The sequence below is a fragment of the Methylibium sp. Pch-M genome (assembly GCF_004136295.1).
Taxonomy (GTDB): domain Bacteria; phylum Pseudomonadota; class Gammaproteobacteria; order Burkholderiales; family Burkholderiaceae_C; genus Methylibium; species Methylibium petroleiphilum.
This window is the reverse complement of sequence record NZ_CP029606.1, coordinates 424,623-441,091: the sequence shown is the minus strand read 5'-3', so window position 1 is coordinate 441,091 and position 16,469 is coordinate 424,623. Positions and strand designations below refer to the sequence as shown.

Genomic DNA, 16,469 nt, shown 5'->3' with positions numbered 1-16,469 from the left:
CGGACCCGACCCATCAAGAGGGCCCCCCGACGGGGGGCCGCGGCGCCGAGGGCCCTGCGGTAAGAAGCGCTTCAGTCGACGCTGAGCACGATCTTGCCGCGCACTTGCCGTGACGCCATCAGCTCGAAGGCGCGTGGCAGGTCGCGCAGCGCGTAGCGGTGCTCGATCACCGGCTTGATGCGGCCCTGGGCGTACCAGCCCGCCAGTTCGTTCAGGGCTCGCGCGTTCTGCTGCGGTTCTCGCTTGGCGAACTCGCCCCAGAACACACCGACCAGCGAGGCGCCCTTGAGCAGGGCCAGGTTCAGCGGCAGCGCCGGGATGGCGCCGGCGGCAAAGCCGATCACGAGGTAGCGACCGCGCCAGGCGATCGAGCGGAACACCGGCTCGGCCATCGCACCGCCGACGGGGTCGTAGACCACATCCGGCCCTTTGCCCTCGGTGGCGGCCTTGATCTGCTCGCGCAGGTCGGCGCTCGTGTAGTTGATCGACGCGTCTGCCCCGAGGGTGCGGCACAGCGCGCACTTCTCGTCGCTCGAGGCGGCGGCGATCACGTGCGCGCCCACCGCCTTGGCGATCTGGATCGCGGCGGTGCCGACGCCGCCCGCCGCACCCAGCACCAGCACGGTCTCGCCGGCCTTCAACTGTGCGCGGTCGACCAGCGCGTGGTGGCTGGTGCCGTAGGTGCACAGGAAGGCGGCGGCGTCGTCGAACGCGAAGCCCGACGGCAGCGGCATCACCTGCCGGGCGTCAACGCATACATGGCTGCCGAACCCACCGATGCCGCCGAACGAGGCGACGGCCATGCCGGCCTGCAACTGCGTCACGCCGGGACCGACCGCCTCGATCACGCCGGAGAACTCTGCCCCGGGCACGAAGGGCAGCGGGGGCTTCAGCTGGTACTTGTTCTGCACGATCAACAGGTCGGGGAAGTTCAGGCTGGCGCAGCGCACCGCCACGCGCACTTCGCCCGCCTGCGGCTCGGGGGTCGGCAGTTCGGTCCACTTCAGCGCCTCGGGGCCGATCGGGTTGTCGCAGAGCCAGGCGTGCATGTCGTCTCCTTGCTGCCGCAGTCGGCCGCGGCGCCCGATGATAGGTAGAGGTACGCGGGAACTCCGTCGCCGAGGCGACGTGGGGGCTCCCTACAATGAGTCGGATGCGCATCCTTGTTGCCAACGACGATGGTTATCTTGCCCCCGGACTGGCGGCGCTGGTCGAAGCGTGTCGCGGACTGGGCGAGCTCGACGTGGTCGCGCCCGAGCAGAACTCGAGCGGCACCTCCAACGCGTTGACGCTGCAGCGTCCGCTGTCGGTCTGGACCGCGGCCAATGGCTACCGCTACCTGAACGGCACGCCGTCGGACTGCGTGCACGTGGCGCTGACCGGGCTGCTGCCGCAGCGTCCGGACCTGGTGGTCTCGGGCATCAACAACGGCGCGAACATGGGCGACGACACGCTCTATTCCGGCACGGTGGCCGCGGCGATGGAAGGCTATCTGTTCGGCATCCCGTCGATCGCCTTCTCGCTGAGCGAGAAGGGGTGGACGCACCTCGACACGGCCGCGCGCGTGGCACGCCGTCTCATCGAGCAGGTGATCGCGCTGCCGCCGGTGCCCGGTGCCTGGCTGCTCAACGTGAACATTCCCGACCGGCCCTACGAGGACTTGCGCGGCCTGCGCACCACCCGGCTCGGCCGCCGCCACGCCAGCGAACCGGTGATCCGCCAGAGCAATCCCCGCGGCGAACCGATCTACTGGATCGGTGCAGCCGGCGACGCTCGCGAGGCCGGTGCCGGCACCGATTTCCATGCCGTGGCTCAGGGCCACGTGTCGGTCACGCCGTTGCAGGTGGACCTGACCGATCATGCCTGCCTGCCGGCCTGGGGTTCGTGGCTGGAACGCGCGGGCGAGGGCGGGCGATGAGCGCCGGCCAGCGACCGGCCCCGAAGTTCCCGCTGCGGCTCGACCAGGTCAAGCCGGCAGGTCGCCCAGACGCCGCACCCTTGCTGCGGCCCCAGCGGCCATTGCACCAGGCGGCCACGGAGCGCGGCCGCGGCACTGCGCCGGCCGGTCTGGGACTCGATTCGCACCTGGTGCGCGAGCGCATGCTGGCGCGCCTTCAGGCCGAAGGCGTACGCGACGCGCGCGTGCTCGCGGCGATGCGGGCCGTGCCGCGGCACAGCTTTGTCGATACCGCGCTGGCCAACCAGGCCTACGAGGACACCAGTCTGCCGATCGGACTCGGGCAGACGATCTCCAAGCCCTCGGTGGTGGCGCGAATGATCGAGTTGATGCTCGCCCTGCAGCCGGCCGGCGCGCGGCCGAGGCTGCTCGAGATCGGCAGCGGCTGCGGCTACCAAGCGGCCGTGCTGGCGCAGTTGGCGCGCCAGGTGGTGTCGATCGAGCGGCTGCGACCGCTGTACGACAAGGCGCGGGAGAACCTCGCGCCATTGAACTTCGGGAACCTGCGGCTGGTCTATGGTGACGGCCGTGTCGGCCATGCACCGAACGCGCCCTACGACGGCATCATCGCGGCGGCGGGCGGTGAAGACATCCCGCAGCCCTGGATCGACCAACTTGGCCTGGGAGGACGGCTCGTCGCGCCGATGCTCGACGCGCGCAGTGGAGGGCAGGTGCTGGTGGTGATCGACCGTCATGCCGACGGCAACCTGGTGCGCTCGCTGCACGAGGCTGTCAGATTCGTCCCCCTAAAATCCGGCACCGACTGAACGAATGCGACGCCACCTCATGTTTCTTCCTGTCCCTGGTCGCACGCTGTCGCGCAGTCTGACGACCGCGCTGCTGGTGTTCTTGCTCGCGGCCTGCGTGCAGGCGCCACGGCGTGCCCCCCCTGTCGAGGATCGCAGCACGCGCAGCCCGGCCGCAGCGGTGGCCGTTCCGGCGGGCGCGGCCGTGGCCTCGGCCGCCAGCGCACCCGACGCCGGCAAGCCGCTGCCCGGCGCAGAGAACGCCGGCAAGCCGGGCTACTACACCGTCAAGCCGGGTGACACGATGATCCGCATCGGTCTCGAGACCGGTCAGAACTGGAAGGACATCGCTCGCTGGAACGGCATGGAGAACGTGAACGTCATCGAGGTCGGCCAGGTGCTGCGCGTGCTGCCGCCGACGGTCGACCCGACGGTGGTCGCGGCCAAGCCGGTGGCCAGCACGAAGGTCGAGGCGCGGCCGCTCGAGACCAAGCCGGGCGCCGCTGCGGCGTCGGCACCGGGAGGCAGCGCGTCGGGCAGTGCCGTGGCAGCGGCCCCGCAGGCACCGGTCATCACCCAGACGCCTGCGGCCTCGTCGAACCGGGACGACGACGAACTGAACTGGGCCTGGCCCGCTTCGGGTGCCGTGCTGGCAAACTACGATGAAGCGCGCAACAAGGGGCTCGCGATCGGCGGCAAGGCCGGCGATCCGGTGACCGCGGCAGCGGACGGGCGCGTCGTGTATGCCGGGTCGGGGTTGCGCGGTTACGGCAATCTCGTGATCGTGAAGCACAACGCCACCTACCTGACCGCCTACGCGCACAACCAGACGCTGCTGGTCAAGGAAGACCAGCCGGTCAAGCGAGGCCAGAAGATCGCCGAGATGGGGGCGACCGACGCCGAGCGGGTACAACTGCACTTCGAGATCCGCAAGCTGGGCAAGCCGGTCGATCCGGTCAAGCTCCTGCCACCGCGCTAGCGACGCACCCGACCATCATGAATCACAGGAAGCACTCTCCGCCCGGCAACGGACACGCGCTTCCTGATGCGGGTGCCCTGCCGCACGGGGCTTGGCCGGTCGAGCCGATGCATGGTGCGGGAGATCCGCCGAATGGTGCGGACGACCTGCCGGAGCCGGTGCAGGAGCACCTGCCGATCGCCGCCGGCGAAGGCGAGGTCGGCAACACGCTGCAGACCTATCTGCGTGAGATCCGGCGAGCGCCCCTGTTCACGCCCGACGAGGAATTCGCGATGGCCACGCGCGCCCGGGCCGGCGATTTCGCGGCGCGGCAGCAGATGATCGAGCGCAATCTGCGGCTGGTGGTCAGCATCGCCAAGAGCTACCTCAGCCGCGGCCTGCCGATGACCGACCTGATCGAGGAAGGCAACCTCGGCCTGATGCACGCGATCGGCAAGTTCGAGCCTGAACGCGGCTTTCGCTTCTCGACCTATGCCTCGTGGTGGATCCGCCAGAGCATCGAGCGCGCGATCATGCACCAGGCCCGCCTGGTGCGGCTGCCGGTGCATGTGGTGCGAGAACTCAACCAGGTGCTCAAGGCGCGCCGTGCGCTGGAGGGCGAAGCCGCGGCGAGCGCCGACGGGCGGACCGTCCGCGTCGATGAGATCGCCGCAGCGTTGGGGCGTCCGGTGACCGAGGTGTCCGAACTGCTGCGATTTGCCGAACAGCCCACCTCGCTCGATGCGCCGCTCGAGCGCCAGGCAGGCAATGGGGCCGAGACGCTGGGCGACATGGTGGCCGACGAGCAGGCCACCGACCCGCTGGGCCACACGCTGAGCCACGAACTCGACGTCCTGCTGGAGCACGGATTGGGCGAACTGAGCGAACGCGAGCGCGAGGTGCTGGCTGGTCGTTACGGGCTGCACGACCGGGAACCCGAGACGCTGGAGGTGCTGGCCGAGCGTCTGGGCCTGACGCGCGAGCGCATCCGCCAGATTCAGCAGGAGGCGCTGCTCAAGCTCAAGCGCCGGATGGCACGCAACGGCGTCAACCGCGACTCGATCTTCTGAGCGGGAGGCTTGCCGGCCGCGCCGGCCGTGGCCCGGATAATCCACGGCATGACAGCAAGCGATGAATGGTTGACGGTCGAGTCGCTCGACCTCGAGGCGCAGGGCGTGGCGCACAACGCCGAAGGCAAGGTGGTGTTCGTGGAGGGCGCCTTGCCGGGCGAGCAGGTTCTGGTCGCAGTGGGACGGCGCAAGAACAACTGGGAGCAGGGCACGATGACGGCGCTGCGCCGCGAGAGCTCGCAGCGCGTCTCGCCGCGTTGCGAGTACTTCGGCCTCTGCGGCGGCTGCAAGATGCAGCATTTCCACGTCGGCGCGCAGGTCGCGGTGAAGCAGCGGGTGCTGGAGGACAACCTCTGGCACCTGGGCAAGGTGAAGGCCGGCCAGATGCTGCGGCCCATCGAGGGGCCGACCTGGGGCTACCGCTACCGGGCGCGCCTGTCGGTGCGGCATGTCGTCAAGAAGGGCAAGGTCCTGATCGGCTTCCACGAGCGCAAGTCGAGCTACGTGGCGGACATGAGCCGCTGCGAGGTCCTGCCGCCGCACCTGAGCGCGATGCTGCTGCCGTTGCGCGCCCTGATTGCCGCCATGGACGGCCGCGACCGGCTGCCGCAGATCGAGGTGGCGATCGGCGAGGCGCCCGACGGGCTGGTGACGGCGCTGGTGCTGCGTCACCTCGAGCCCTTGAGCGCGGCCGACCTGCAGCGGCTGCGGGCTTTTGGCGCCGAGCACGGCGTGCAGTGGTGGCTGCAGCCCAAGGGGCCCGACACCGTGCAGCGGCTCGACGACAGCGGGCCTCAGCTCGCCTACACGTTGCCGGAATACGGCGTCGTCATGCCCTTCAAGCCGACCGATTTCACCCAGGTCAATCACGCCATCAACCGCGCGCTGGTGGTGCGGGCGCTGCGGCTGCTGGCCGTACAGGGCGACGAGCGGGTGATCGACTGGTTCTGCGGGCTCGGCAATTTCACGCTGCCGCTGGCGACGCAGGCAAGAGAGGTGCTGGGCATCGAAGGCAGTGAGGCGCTGGTGGCACGCTCACGCGACAACGCGGCGCTCAACGGGCTTTCGCACAAGACGCGCTTCGACGCGCGCAACCTGTTCGAGTTGCTGCCGGCCGATCTGGCGGCCTATGGCAGCGCGGCGAAGTGGCTGGTCGACCCGCCGCGCGAGGGAGCGTTCGCCCTGGCCAAGGCCGTGGCCGATGCGGTGCAGGACCCGGCGCTGGCGCCCGGCTGGGCGCCGCCGGCGCGCATCGTGTACGTGAGCTGCAACCCCGCCACGCTGGCGCGCGATGCCGGCCTGCTGGTGCACCAGGCCGGCTACCGCTGCGTGCAGGCCGGCGCGGTGAACATGTTCCCGCACACCGCGCACGTGGAAAGCATTGCGGTCTTCGACCGCAATGCTTGGGCGTAGGCTCATGTCGCGGAGCGACGTGACGCCGTAGCCAAAGCATCAGGGTGTCGACCGCAATGCTTGGGCGTAGGCTCATGTCGCAGAGCGACGTGATGCCGCAGCCAAAGCATCAGGGTGTCGACCGCAATGCTTGGGCGTAGGCTCATGTCGCAGAGCGACGTGATGCCGCAGCCAAAGCATCAGGGTGTCGACCGCAATGCTTGGGCGTAGGCTCATGTCGCAGAGCGACGTTACGCCGTAGCCAAAGCATCGTGGCGATGCAGCGGCATCGAGCCGATCACAAAGAAAACGGAAGTATGTACTTTGCAAACCCAGAGCGCTGACCTAGGCCGAGGCCACGCTCGATCTGCACAGTAGGTGTCGTGCTCATCCTCAGCCAGAAGATGACGCATCCGATCCCAGCCGGCACGCCCGAGAATTCAACTATCGTCGGCAGTCTAGTTGTATGGCGCTCAGTCTACGCATTAATTGCAACTACTAATTTGTTGATTTTAAACAATAAAGTATTGACGGCGCGATAGCTTAGCCGGCGACGCAATTGAGTTGTGCTTGTGTTGTGCACGATTCGGCGAGTTCGTGATAGGATGCGGCATCTTCTGGCTGGAGATGAGCATGGCTACTGATGCACCGAACGAAGTCCCCAATGGGGACGAAGGAGCCGCAGGCAAGGCGGCTCGGCCAAAGCCGACCAAACCGCTCCCGACGGATCGTGTCGGTATCGACAAGCAGTTCTTGATCATGCGCGCGGCCGCTAAGGCCAGCTTGTCAGCGGACGGCAAGTCGGTGGCGAACGGGGATGTGGCGAGGATCGCCGACATCCACATCTCTAGCGTCAGTGTCTGCAACCCGTTCTGGGTGGACATCGGCCTGATGTCCCGCGATGGGCTCAAGCTGATGCCGCACGCGGCTGTCTTTGAGTACGACCAAGCGGCCGAATGGAACGCAGAGAAGGCGCCGCTAAAACTGGCGCGCGTATTCGAGGGAACATGGTTCGCCAAGGCGATCTTGCCGCGTCTTGCGTTGCGCTCGATGACTCGCGCTGAGGTACTGGAGGTGCTGGCCGAGGAGTGCCGAGCTCCGAAGGAGTTCCAGCCGCAGCTCGAATTGCTGATCGAGTACATGCGACTCGTCGGCGTGATCATCGTCGACGGCAGCAACGTGACGCGCGCGAAGGCCGAAGCGCCATCCACGCCGCCACTGCCACCACCGGCCCCCGCGGTGCAAGCCGGCGGCGAAAGCAAGATCGTGCAGCCGCCCCATCAGGCCGACAACATGGAGCGGTTCTCGATCTATTTGCCCGGGAAGGCCAAGGTGACGGTCGAGATACCGAAGGATATCGACAAGGACGACTGGATCATGGTGGCCGACCATCTGGCCGGCTACATCCGGCGCTGGAAGGGGTGGCGGCCGACGCCAGCCCTGAAGGATGCAACCGACGACGACAACGACGTATCCGCCAACAACCCGAGCGGGGTGCCCAAATGAGGCCTTGAGTCGGCCCCGGTGATGCGCCCGCCGTAACCGGGGCGGAAGAGCGGGCCCTGATAGCGCCGATGAGTCTTGGCGGACAGCGCGCTATCAGGGCCGAGGCGGGCTCCTTGCGGAGCCGTTGCTCCGTGCCCTCCACTGACGCCGGATAAGGCCGGCAGAAAGTAAGAGCACGTCGTGAAACAAGCGACATTCAACTTTCCGATCCCCGAGGATCACGAGGTCATCTTTCGAGCCTCGATCACCCTCAAGAACGGGAAAGTTCTCTTGGCACGCTTCTTCGGGATCAGGGGGTTCCCGATCCTGGTGAAGAAGCAGGCGAAGAAGGACTGACCGTCTCTCGCTTCACTATGCCCCGGTGGCGGAATCAGTAGACGCGACGGACTTTAAATCCGGGACTCTGGCTGGAGTGTGCGGGTGCAAATCCCGTCCGGGGCACTTTTGAAGTTTAGCCCATAGGGGCATGGCCTCGCCACGGGATTTACTTCCCCGGCGAGACCTTTTTGCGCCCGCGCGAAGCTGGCGCGGCGGGCTTGAAGTTGAGCATGCGACGCAGCGTCTCATCGAGCCCGATTCCGGGTTCGTCGCCGCTCTGCTCGTCGCGCGGCAAGCTCTGCTTCGGCTTCGGCCTTGATGGCCTTCCAGACCTTGTTGCGGGCAAGTTAGGCCTTGTAGGTCAGCCGCTTCCCTTCGATGCCCTTGAGGATCGCTGACGTGCGCTGCACGTCGTTGACGCCGAGGGCGATGCGATGGTTCCAGCGGAAATCAAACTCGGTGGCGTACCGTTGCAGGTGCGCCTCGCTGACGCTGTGGAACGTGCCGATCAGGCCGCGCTTGAGAAGCGCGAAGCTGGATTCAACAGTGTTCGTCGTCACGTCACCGCGAGCGTATTCCTTCTGCGTGTGGTTCACAACCTCGTGCGAGGCGAACTCGGGTCCGATCACCTTGTACTGGTTGGCGTCGTCCGTCATGAGGCGGGCCTTCTCGGCGATCATGCCCTTCATGATCGGGCGCAGAGTCTTCGCGTTGACGCTCGGGACGTGGAATGAACGCTTCTCGCCGTTGCGCTCCACCAGCGAAACAACCTTCATCTGATGATGGAACGAGCGGGCGCCAGGAGCATTCTTGCCCTTGTTGCCCCAGAAGGTCTCATCGGCCTCGACCGGAGCGGTCAGGCCGAGCGGGAGCTTTGGGGCGATGTTCATTGCCTCCCGAATCCGGTGGCCCATGAACCATGCGGTCTTGTACGAGACGCCGAGCATGCGCTCAAGCTGCTTGGCCGAAACACCCTTCTTGCTCGCGCTCATCAGGTGGCAAGCCTGCATCCAGATGTGGAGCTTGATCTTGGATGACTCGAACACGGTGCCGACCGTGACGCTGAACTGCTCGCGGCAGTCTTGGCACTTGTAGAGGCCCGGGCGATGCGCTTCGCCGGTGAGCTTGTAGAAGCGGTCAATCACGCCGCAATGCGGGCAGACGACACCATTGGCCCAGCGGATCGCTTCAAGGTACTCGCGCGCGGCTTCCGGGTCTTGGAAGTGCGGTTGATTGAAGATTGATTCGGCCATGATTTGCGCTCCGGAATGACTCCATTGGGCGCCTTTCTCATGGGTTTGTCAAGTACATACTTCCGAAAGAAAAAGGCCCCGCGGAGCGGGGCCTTGTCGATCCGGCGGCGCGCGTTATTCGCGTTCGCCACCGAAGATGCCCAGCAGGCTCAGCAGGCTCTGGAACACGTTGTAGACATCCAGGTAGATCGCCAGCGTGGCGGTCACGTAGTTCGTTTCGCCGCCGTCGATCACGCGCTTGATGTCGTACAGCATGAAGGCCGAGAAGATCACGATGGCGAGCACCGAGACCGTCAGGAACAGCGCCGGCATCTGCAGCCAGATGTTGGCGACGCTGGCCACGATCAGGCCGATCACGCCCACCATCAGCCACTTGCCCAGGCCAGACAGGTCGCGCTTGATCGTGGTCGCCAGCGTGGCCATGCCGAAGAACACCAGCGCGGTGCCGCCGAAGGCCATGCCGATCAGGGTGGCGCCGTTGCTGTAGTTGCCGAGCACGCCGCCGATCAGGCGCGACAGCATCAGGCCCATGAAGAAGGTGAAGCCCAGCAGCAGCGCCACGCCAATGCCGGAGTTCTTGAACTTCTCGATCGCGAAGAAGAAGCCGAACGCGATGCCCATGAACAGCAGGAAGCCGATGAAGGGGCTGCCGGCGAAGAAGCTGAAGCCGGTCGCGACCCCCACCCAGGCGCCCAGCACGGTCGGCACCAGCGACAGCGCGAGCAGCCAGTAGGTGTTGCGCAGGACGCGGTTGCGCTCGCCGCCGACGGCGGCCGAGCCGGGGTAGGCGGTTTGCAGGGTGTCATTCATTCGATAACCTCCGTAGGGAAGAATAGGCTTGCTTGGAGCTGACGGACCGATTCTAGTTCCCTTGTGCAGGTGCTGCCCAGGCTGTCCCGGTTCCGATGGCACGCGGATGAGGAATTGGCCGCAGTCTCTTTGCCACGGAGCCCGGGCCGCCTTAGAGTCGGGTTAACCCATAGTCGGAGGATTCCATGCAGACCAAGCCCGTGCTGTCCCTCGAGGATGTCAAGCGCATTGCGGCCGCGGCCGAAGCCGAGGCACTGGCGCACCAGTGGCCGGTGACGATCGCGATCGTCGACGACGGAGGGCATCTGCTGTGGCTGCAGCGTCTGGACGGCGCGGCGCCGGTCTCGGCGCACATCGCGCCGGCGAAGGCCCATACCGCCGCGCTGGGCCGGCGAGAAAGCCGGGTGTACGAAGAGGTCATCAACCAGGGGCGCACGTCGTTCCTGAGCGCACCGACCATCGCGGGCCTGCTGGAAGGGGGCGTTCCCATCCTGCTGCAGGGCCAGTGCGTCGGCGCGGTGGGCGTCAGCGGCGTGAAGTCGAACGAAGATGCCCAGGTCGCCAAGGCGGGGATCGCCGCGCTGGGCTGAGCGGCAGGCCGGGGGAGGGCGGAGCCTTCCCGGTCGGCCGGGTTCACTTCGTCAGGATGAGCTTGCCGAGCCGGGTGCTGCGCAGCTGGTAGAGCGCCCCGTTGTGCTCGATGTGCACGACATTGCGGCCCTGGAGCAGTGCCGCGCTGTGCACCTGGGGCGCGGGAGGAGAGACGGCCGCGGCACAGGGCCCCGCGGGCACGTGGCCGCCGGGACGCAGGGAAGGCAGGTCGAGAGTCGGGTTGGCGATGTGCATCAGGCATCCCTCAGCGTGGTGAACGCAGCGCCCACCAGGCGCCCAGGGCAACGACGGACAGGCTGGCCAGCCACCACATGAGCTCAGGCCAGTGCCGCAGCCGGTTGAGCCGCACGCAGGCGGCCCATCAGGCCGCAAGTGGGTTGCTGGCGGGCCTCGTCGAACACGGAGCGGGCGCAGTCACCGCAGCGGCCGCAGCCGGTGGCGACACCGGTGTTCAACTGCAATTCATCGAAGCTGTCGCAGGCCGTTGCATGGCGCTCGATCTCGCGATGGGAGATGCGGTGGCAGACACAGACGATCATGGTGCGGCAGTCCGGGATCAGAGTGCCTTCACTATAAATAGGAATGATTCGTAATACAAGCCCCTGTTGACCCAGGGGCTTGTGCTGACCTTGCGATCGCTCAGGAACCGATCTCGCCCATCTGCGACTGCAGGTAGTTCTGCGGACCGACCTGGTCGACCAGGCCGAGTTGCGTCTCGAGGAAATCGATGTGCTCCTCGGTGTCGTCGAGGATGCCCTGCAGCAGGTCGCGCGAAACGTAGTCGCGCACCGTCTCGCAGTGTGCGATGCCATCCTTGATCGTGAGTTGGGCGGTCTGCTCCAGCTGCAGGTCGCTGCGCATCGCCTCGACGACGTCCTCGCCGATCAGCAGCTTGCCCAGGTCCTGCAGGTTGGGCAGGCCGTCGAGCATCAGGATGCGGTCCATCAGGCGGTCCGCGTGCTTCATCTCGCCGATCGACTCTTCGTACTCCTTCTTCGCGAGCTTGTCGAAGCCCCAGTGCTTCATCAAGCGGTAGTGCATGAAGTACTGGTTGATCGCGGTCAGCTCGTTCTTGAGCTGAGCGTTCAGGTATTCGATGACTTTGGCGTCGCCTTTCATGGCCCTCTCCGTGATGTGATTCGCTGCATTATCGAAGCGCGACGGCGGCTTTCCAGCGCTCCACCGGCCAAGGCCCCGCCGATTCGCTCTTGACGCGCATGCGACTGACTCGCAGTCTCGGAGCGGGGCGCGAAGCCAGCTACAATTCACAGGTTTACCCGCACCCACCTGCCGCCCACCGAAACTTCCGCTGTTTCCCGCCGGACTCAGGCCCGAAGAGCCGAGCTGGGCGCGCGCAAATGACGGAGTTCCCGTGCTGCCCGATCTGCCCCTCGCTCTACTCGCTCTCGCAGACGGCACGGTCTTTCAAGGGACCTCGATCGGCGCGGCCGGTCGCACGGTCGGCGAGGTGGTGTTCAACACCGCACTCACCGGCTACCAGGAGATCCTCACCGACCCGAGCTACTGCCGGCAGATCGTCACGCTGACGTATCCGCACATCGGCAACACCGGCGTCAACGAGGAGGATGTCGAAGCCTCGAAAGTCCATGCCGCCGGCCTGATCATCAAGGACCTGCCGGTCCTCGATTCGAATTTCCGCAAGACGCGCACCCTGTCGCAGTACCTGTGCGACGAAGGAACGGTGGCGATCGCCGACATCGACACCCGCAAGCTCACCCGCATCCTGCGCACTGGCGGGGCCCAGAACGGCTGCATCGTGGCGCTGCCGCGCGGGGAGACCTTCACCGAGGCGCTGGTCACCGACGCGGTGGCCCGGGCGCGCAGTGCGCAGAGCATGGCGGGCCTGGATCTCGCCAAGGTCGTGAGCACTGCGATGCCCTACGGGTGGACCGAGACCGAGTGGTCGCTGGGCACCGGCTACGGCACCCAGGCGGCGCCGAAGTTCCACGTCGTCGCCTACGACTTCGGCGTCAAGCGCAACATCCTGCGCATGCTGGCGAGCCGCGGCTGCCAGGTGACGGTGGTGCCGGCCAAGACGCCAGCGGCGGAGGTGCTGCTGCTCAAGCCCGACGGCATCTTCCTCAGCAACGGACCGGGCGACCCCGAGCCCTGCGACTACGCGATCGAGGCCACGCGCACGCTGATCGACACCGGCCTGCCGCTGTTCGGCATCTGCCTGGGGCACCAGATCATGGCGCTGGCGTCCGGGGCGAAGACCTTCAAGATGAAGTTCGGCCACCACGGCGCCAACCACCCGGTGAAGGACCTGGACGACGGCCGCGTCAGCATCACGAGCCAGAACCACGGCTTCGCGGTCGACGAGAAATCCTTGCCCGCCACGCTGCGTCCCACGCACGTGAGCCTGTTCGACGGCACGCTGCAGGGACTGGCGCGCACCGACAAGCCCGCCTTCTGCTTCCAGGGCCACCCGGAAGCGTCTCCCGGGCCGCACGACATCGGCTACCTGTTCGACCGCTTCATTGCGCTGATGGAAAAGAACTGACATGCCCAAGCGCACCGACCTTCAAAGCATCCTCATCATCGGCGCCGGCCCGATCATCATCGGTCAGGCCTGTGAATTCGACTACTCCGGCGCCCAGGCCTGCAAGGCGCTGCGCGAGGAGGGCTATCGCGTCATCCTCGTCAACAGCAATCCGGCGACGATCATGACCGACCCGGAGATGGCCGACGCCACCTACATCGAGCCGATCACGTGGTCGGTGGTCGAGAAGATCATCGCCAAGGAGCGCCAGGCGCATCCCGACGAGAAGATGGCGATCCTGCCCACGATGGGCGGCCAGACCGCGCTGAACTGCGCCCTCGACCTGCACAAGCACGGCGTGCTGTCCAAGTACGGCGTCGAGATGATCGGCGCCAACGAGCACGCCATCGAGAAGGCCGAGGACCGCCTGAAGTTCAAGGACGCGATGACCGGCATCGGCCTGCATTCGGCCAAGAGCGGCATCGCGCATTCGATGGAGGAGGCGCTGGCGGTCCAGCGCCGCATCACCAACGACATCGGCGGCACCGGCTTCCCGATGGTGATCCGCCCGAGCTTCACGCTCGGCGGCACCGGCGGCGGCATCGCCTACAACCCCGAGGAGTTCGAGGAGATCTGCAAGCGCGGCCTCGACCTCTCGCCGACCAAGGAGCTGCTGATCGAGGAGAGCTTGATCGGCTGGAAGGAGTACGAGATGGAGGTCGTCCGCGACAAGGCGGACAACTGCATCATCGTCTGCTCGATCGAGAACCTCGACCCGATGGGCATCCACACCGGCGACTCGATCACCGTGGCGCCGGCCCAGACGCTGACCGACAAGGAATACCAGCTGCTGCGCAACGCCAGCATCGCGATCCTGCGCGAGATCGGCGTCGACACCGGCGGCTCGAACGTGCAGTTCTCGATCAACCCGGACAACGGCCGCATGGTCGTGATCGAGATGAACCCGCGCGTGTCGCGCTCGTCGGCCCTGGCCTCCAAGGCCACCGGCTTCCCGATCGCCAAGGTGGCCGCCAAGCTGGCGGTCGGCTACACGCTCGACGAGCTGCGCAACGACATCACCGGTGGTGCGACGCCGGCGAGCTTCGAGCCCAGCATCGACTACGTCGTCACCAAGATCCCCCGCTTCGCGTTCGAGAAGTTCCCGGCCGCCGACTCCCGCCTGACCACGCAGATGAAGTCGGTGGGCGAGGTGATGGCGATGGGTCGCAGCTTCCAGGAGAGCTTCCAGAAGGCGCTGCGCGGTCTCGAGACCGGCATCGACGGCCTGTCCGAGCGCAGCACCGACCGCGAGGAGATCGTCCAGGAGATCGGCGAGGCAGGACCGGAGCGCATCCTCTACGTCGCCGACGCCTTCCGCATCGGCCTGAGCCGCGAAGAGATCTTCGAGGAGACCGCGATCGATCCGTGGTTCCTGGCGCAGATCGAGCAGCTGGTGCAGGCCGAGCAGGCGCTGAAGGGCCGCACGCTGGCCAGCCTGTCGACCGACGAATTGCGCTTCCTCAAGCGCAAGGGCTTCTCCGACAAGCGCCTGGCCAAGCTGCTCGGCACCCACCAGCACGAGGTGCGCGCCGCACGCCACGCGCAGGGCGTGCGGCCGGTCTACAAGCGAGTCGACACCTGCGCGGCCGAGTTCGCCACGCAGACCGCCTACATGTATTCCACCTACGACGAGGAATGCGAGGCGCAGCCGACCGACCGCAAGAAGATCATGGTGCTCGGCGGCGGGCCCAACCGCATCGGCCAGGGCATCGAGTTCGACTACTGCTGCGTGCACGCCGCGCTGGCGATGCGCGAGGACGGCTACGAGACCATCATGGTCAACTGCAACCCCGAGACCGTGTCGACCGACTACGACACCTCGGACCGGCTGTACTTCGAGCCGGTGACGCTGGAAGACGTGCTGGAGATCGTCGACAAGGAAAAGCCGGTCGGCGTGATCGTGCAGTACGGCGGCCAGACGCCGCTCAAGCTGGCGCTCGACCTGGAACGCGCCGGCGTGCCGATCGTCGGCACCTCGCCGGACAGCATCGACATCGCCGAGGACCGCGAGCGCTTCCAGCAACTGCTGCACAAGCTCGGTCTGAAGCAGCCGCCCAACCGCACCGCGCGCACCGAGGAGGCCGCGCTACAGCTGGCGCAGGAGATCGGCTACCCCCTGGTGGTGCGCCCGAGCTACGTGCTGGGTGGCCGCGCGATGGAGATCGTGCACGGCGACAAGGACCTCGAGCGCTACATGCGCGAGGCGGTCCGCGTGTCCGAGAAGTCGCCGGTGCTGCTCGACCGCTTCCTCGACGATGCGGTGGAGGTCGACGTCGACTGCATCTCCGACGGCCAGGACGTGATGATCGGCGCGATCATGGAGCACATCGAGCAGGCCGGCGTGCACTCGGGCGACTCGGCGTGCTCGCTGCCGCCGTATGCGCTGAGCCCGGCGCTGCAGGACGAACTGCGCCGCCAGACGGCGGCGATGGCGAAGGCGCTCAAGGTCGTCGGCCTGATGAACGTGCAGTTCGCGATCCAGGGCGAGGGCGACGAGGCGGTGGTCTACGTGCTCGAGGTCAATCCGCGCGCGTCGCGCACCGTCCCCTTCGTGTCCAAGGCGACCGGCCAGCCGCTGGCCAAGATCGCGGCGCGCTGCATGGTCGGTCAGAAGCTGGCCGGGCAGAAGGCGTTGAAGGGCGAGGCGCCGCGCGAGATCGTGCCGCCTTACTACAGCGTCAAGGAAGCGGTGTTCCCGTTCAACAAGTTCCCCGGCGTCGACCCCATCCTCGGTCCCGAGATGCGCTCGACCGGCGAGGTGATGGGCGCGGGCCGCAGCTTCGGCGAGGCCATGCTCAAGAGCCAGCTCGGCGCCGGCTCGCGTCTGCCGTCCAGGGGCACGGTCGTCATCACCGTGAAGAACGCCGACAAGGACCGCGCGGTCAAGATCGCCGGCGACCTGGTCGACCTGGGCTTCAACGTCGTCGCCACCAAGGGCACGGCGGCCGCCATCGCGGCGGCTGGCGTGCCGGTGAAGGTGGTCAACAAGGTCAAGGACGGCCGGCCGCATATCGCCGACATGATCAAGGCCGGCGAGATCCAGCTGGTGTTCACGACCGTCGACGAGACCCGCACCGCGATCGCGGATTCGCGCTACATCCGCACCGCGGCGATCGCCAACCGCGTCAGTTACTACACCACCATGGCCGGCTGCGAGGCGGCGGTCGAGGCGCTGAAGCACCAGGACGATCTGACCGTGCTTTCCCTGCAGGAGCTGCACGAGGAACTCCACTAAACTGCATCCTTCACACGGCCGCCCCGGAGCCCCGGGGCGGCTGAGTTTT

At 66.7% G+C, this 16,469-nt stretch carries 16 protein-coding genes; 10 read left to right on the top strand and 6 right to left on the bottom strand.

The features are described from left to right. Positions 1-71: 71 nt before the first annotated feature. Positions 72-1,049: an NADPH:quinone oxidoreductase family protein gene (locus C1M51_RS02050; RefSeq protein WP_129448000.1), complete on the bottom strand. Its 978-nt coding sequence runs from the start codon at positions 1,047-1,049 to the stop codon at positions 72-74. Positions 1,050-1,153: 104 nt separating this feature from the next. Here C1M51_RS02050 and surE point away from each other — a divergent pair, with 104 nt between their 5' ends. From surE to C1M51_RS18955, 7 genes are all read left to right on the top strand, one after another. Next, on the top strand, positions 1,154-1,918 hold the full coding sequence (gene surE / locus C1M51_RS02045; RefSeq protein WP_056322529.1) for a 5'/3'-nucleotidase SurE: 765 nt from the start codon (positions 1,154-1,156) through the stop codon (positions 1,916-1,918). Next, positions 1,915-2,724 (top strand): protein-L-isoaspartate(D-aspartate) O-methyltransferase, encoded by an 810-nt coding sequence (locus C1M51_RS02040; protein WP_129447999.1) that lies wholly within the window; start codon positions 1,915-1,917, stop codon positions 2,722-2,724. The genes surE and C1M51_RS02040 overlap by 4 nt, the downstream gene beginning before the upstream one ends. Before the next feature lie 19 nt (positions 2,725-2,743). Further along, positions 2,744-3,682, top strand: a complete 939-nt coding sequence (locus tag C1M51_RS02035; RefSeq protein ID WP_242499944.1) for a peptidoglycan DD-metalloendopeptidase family protein — start codon at positions 2,744-2,746, stop codon at positions 3,680-3,682. Between the two features lie 17 nt (positions 3,683-3,699). After that, positions 3,700-4,731, top strand: a complete 1,032-nt coding sequence (gene rpoS, locus C1M51_RS02030; RefSeq protein WP_129447997.1) for an RNA polymerase sigma factor RpoS — start codon at positions 3,700-3,702, stop codon at positions 4,729-4,731. A 48-nt stretch (positions 4,732-4,779) separates the two neighbouring features. After that, the gene (rlmD, locus tag C1M51_RS02025) at positions 4,780-6,144 is read left to right on the top strand and encodes a 23S rRNA (uracil(1939)-C(5))-methyltransferase RlmD (protein WP_129447996.1); all 1,365 of its coding nucleotides are present in this window, start codon (positions 4,780-4,782) and stop codon (positions 6,142-6,144) included. A gap of 612 nt (positions 6,145-6,756) precedes the next feature. Next, positions 6,757-7,629 carry a hypothetical protein gene (locus tag C1M51_RS02020; RefSeq protein ID WP_129447995.1) on the top strand — a complete coding sequence of 291 codons (873 nt, stop codon included), beginning with the start codon at positions 6,757-6,759 and terminating at the stop codon, positions 7,627-7,629. A 180-nt stretch (positions 7,630-7,809) separates the two neighbouring features. Continuing rightward, a complete protein-coding gene (locus C1M51_RS18955; RefSeq protein ID WP_165349627.1) occupies positions 7,810-7,965 on the top strand; it encodes a hypothetical protein in 156 nt (51 codons plus the stop codon). A gap of 329 nt (positions 7,966-8,294) precedes the next feature. On the opposite strand, the gene C1M51_RS02015 is transcribed toward C1M51_RS18955, so the two are convergent. Next, the gene (locus tag C1M51_RS02015; protein ID WP_129447994.1) at positions 8,295-9,200 is read right to left on the bottom strand and encodes an IS1595 family transposase; all 906 of its coding nucleotides are present in this window, start codon (positions 9,198-9,200) and stop codon (positions 8,295-8,297) included. Positions 9,201-9,314: 114 nt separating this feature from the next. Then, the gene (locus tag C1M51_RS02010; RefSeq protein ID WP_011828856.1) at positions 9,315-10,010 is read right to left on the bottom strand and encodes a Bax inhibitor-1/YccA family protein; all 696 of its coding nucleotides are present in this window, start codon (positions 10,008-10,010) and stop codon (positions 9,315-9,317) included. A 185-nt stretch (positions 10,011-10,195) separates the two neighbouring features. Between C1M51_RS02010 and C1M51_RS02005 the strand changes: the two genes are divergently transcribed. After that, complete coding sequence (locus C1M51_RS02005; RefSeq protein WP_129447993.1) at positions 10,196-10,600, top strand: heme-binding protein; 405 nt, start codon at positions 10,196-10,198, stop codon at positions 10,598-10,600. A 43-nt stretch (positions 10,601-10,643) separates the two neighbouring features. Here the strand turns inward: C1M51_RS02005 and hemP are convergent, their stop codons facing one another. From hemP to bfr, 3 genes are all read right to left on the bottom strand, one after another. After that, positions 10,644-10,856 carry a hemin uptake protein HemP gene (gene hemP, locus C1M51_RS02000; protein ID WP_129447992.1) on the bottom strand — a complete coding sequence of 71 codons (213 nt, stop codon included), beginning with the start codon at positions 10,854-10,856 and terminating at the stop codon, positions 10,644-10,646. A gap of 83 nt (positions 10,857-10,939) precedes the next feature. Beyond that, complete coding sequence (locus C1M51_RS01995) at positions 10,940-11,161, bottom strand: bacterioferritin-associated ferredoxin (protein ID WP_129447991.1); 222 nt, start codon at positions 11,159-11,161, stop codon at positions 10,940-10,942. A 100-nt stretch (positions 11,162-11,261) separates the two neighbouring features. Further along, positions 11,262-11,741, bottom strand: a complete 480-nt coding sequence (bfr, locus tag C1M51_RS01990; RefSeq protein ID WP_011828859.1) for a bacterioferritin — start codon at positions 11,739-11,741, stop codon at positions 11,262-11,264. Positions 11,742-11,994: 253 nt separating this feature from the next. On the opposite strand from bfr, the gene carA reads away from it, so the two are divergent. Beyond that, positions 11,995-13,146: a glutamine-hydrolyzing carbamoyl-phosphate synthase small subunit gene (gene carA / locus C1M51_RS01985; RefSeq protein WP_129447990.1), complete on the top strand. Its 1,152-nt coding sequence runs from the start codon at positions 11,995-11,997 to the stop codon at positions 13,144-13,146. A 1-nt stretch (position 13,147) separates the two neighbouring features. After that, positions 13,148-16,420 (top strand): carbamoyl-phosphate synthase large subunit, encoded by a 3,273-nt coding sequence (gene carB / locus C1M51_RS01980; RefSeq protein ID WP_129447989.1) that lies wholly within the window; start codon positions 13,148-13,150, stop codon positions 16,418-16,420. Positions 16,421-16,469 lie beyond the last annotated feature (49 nt).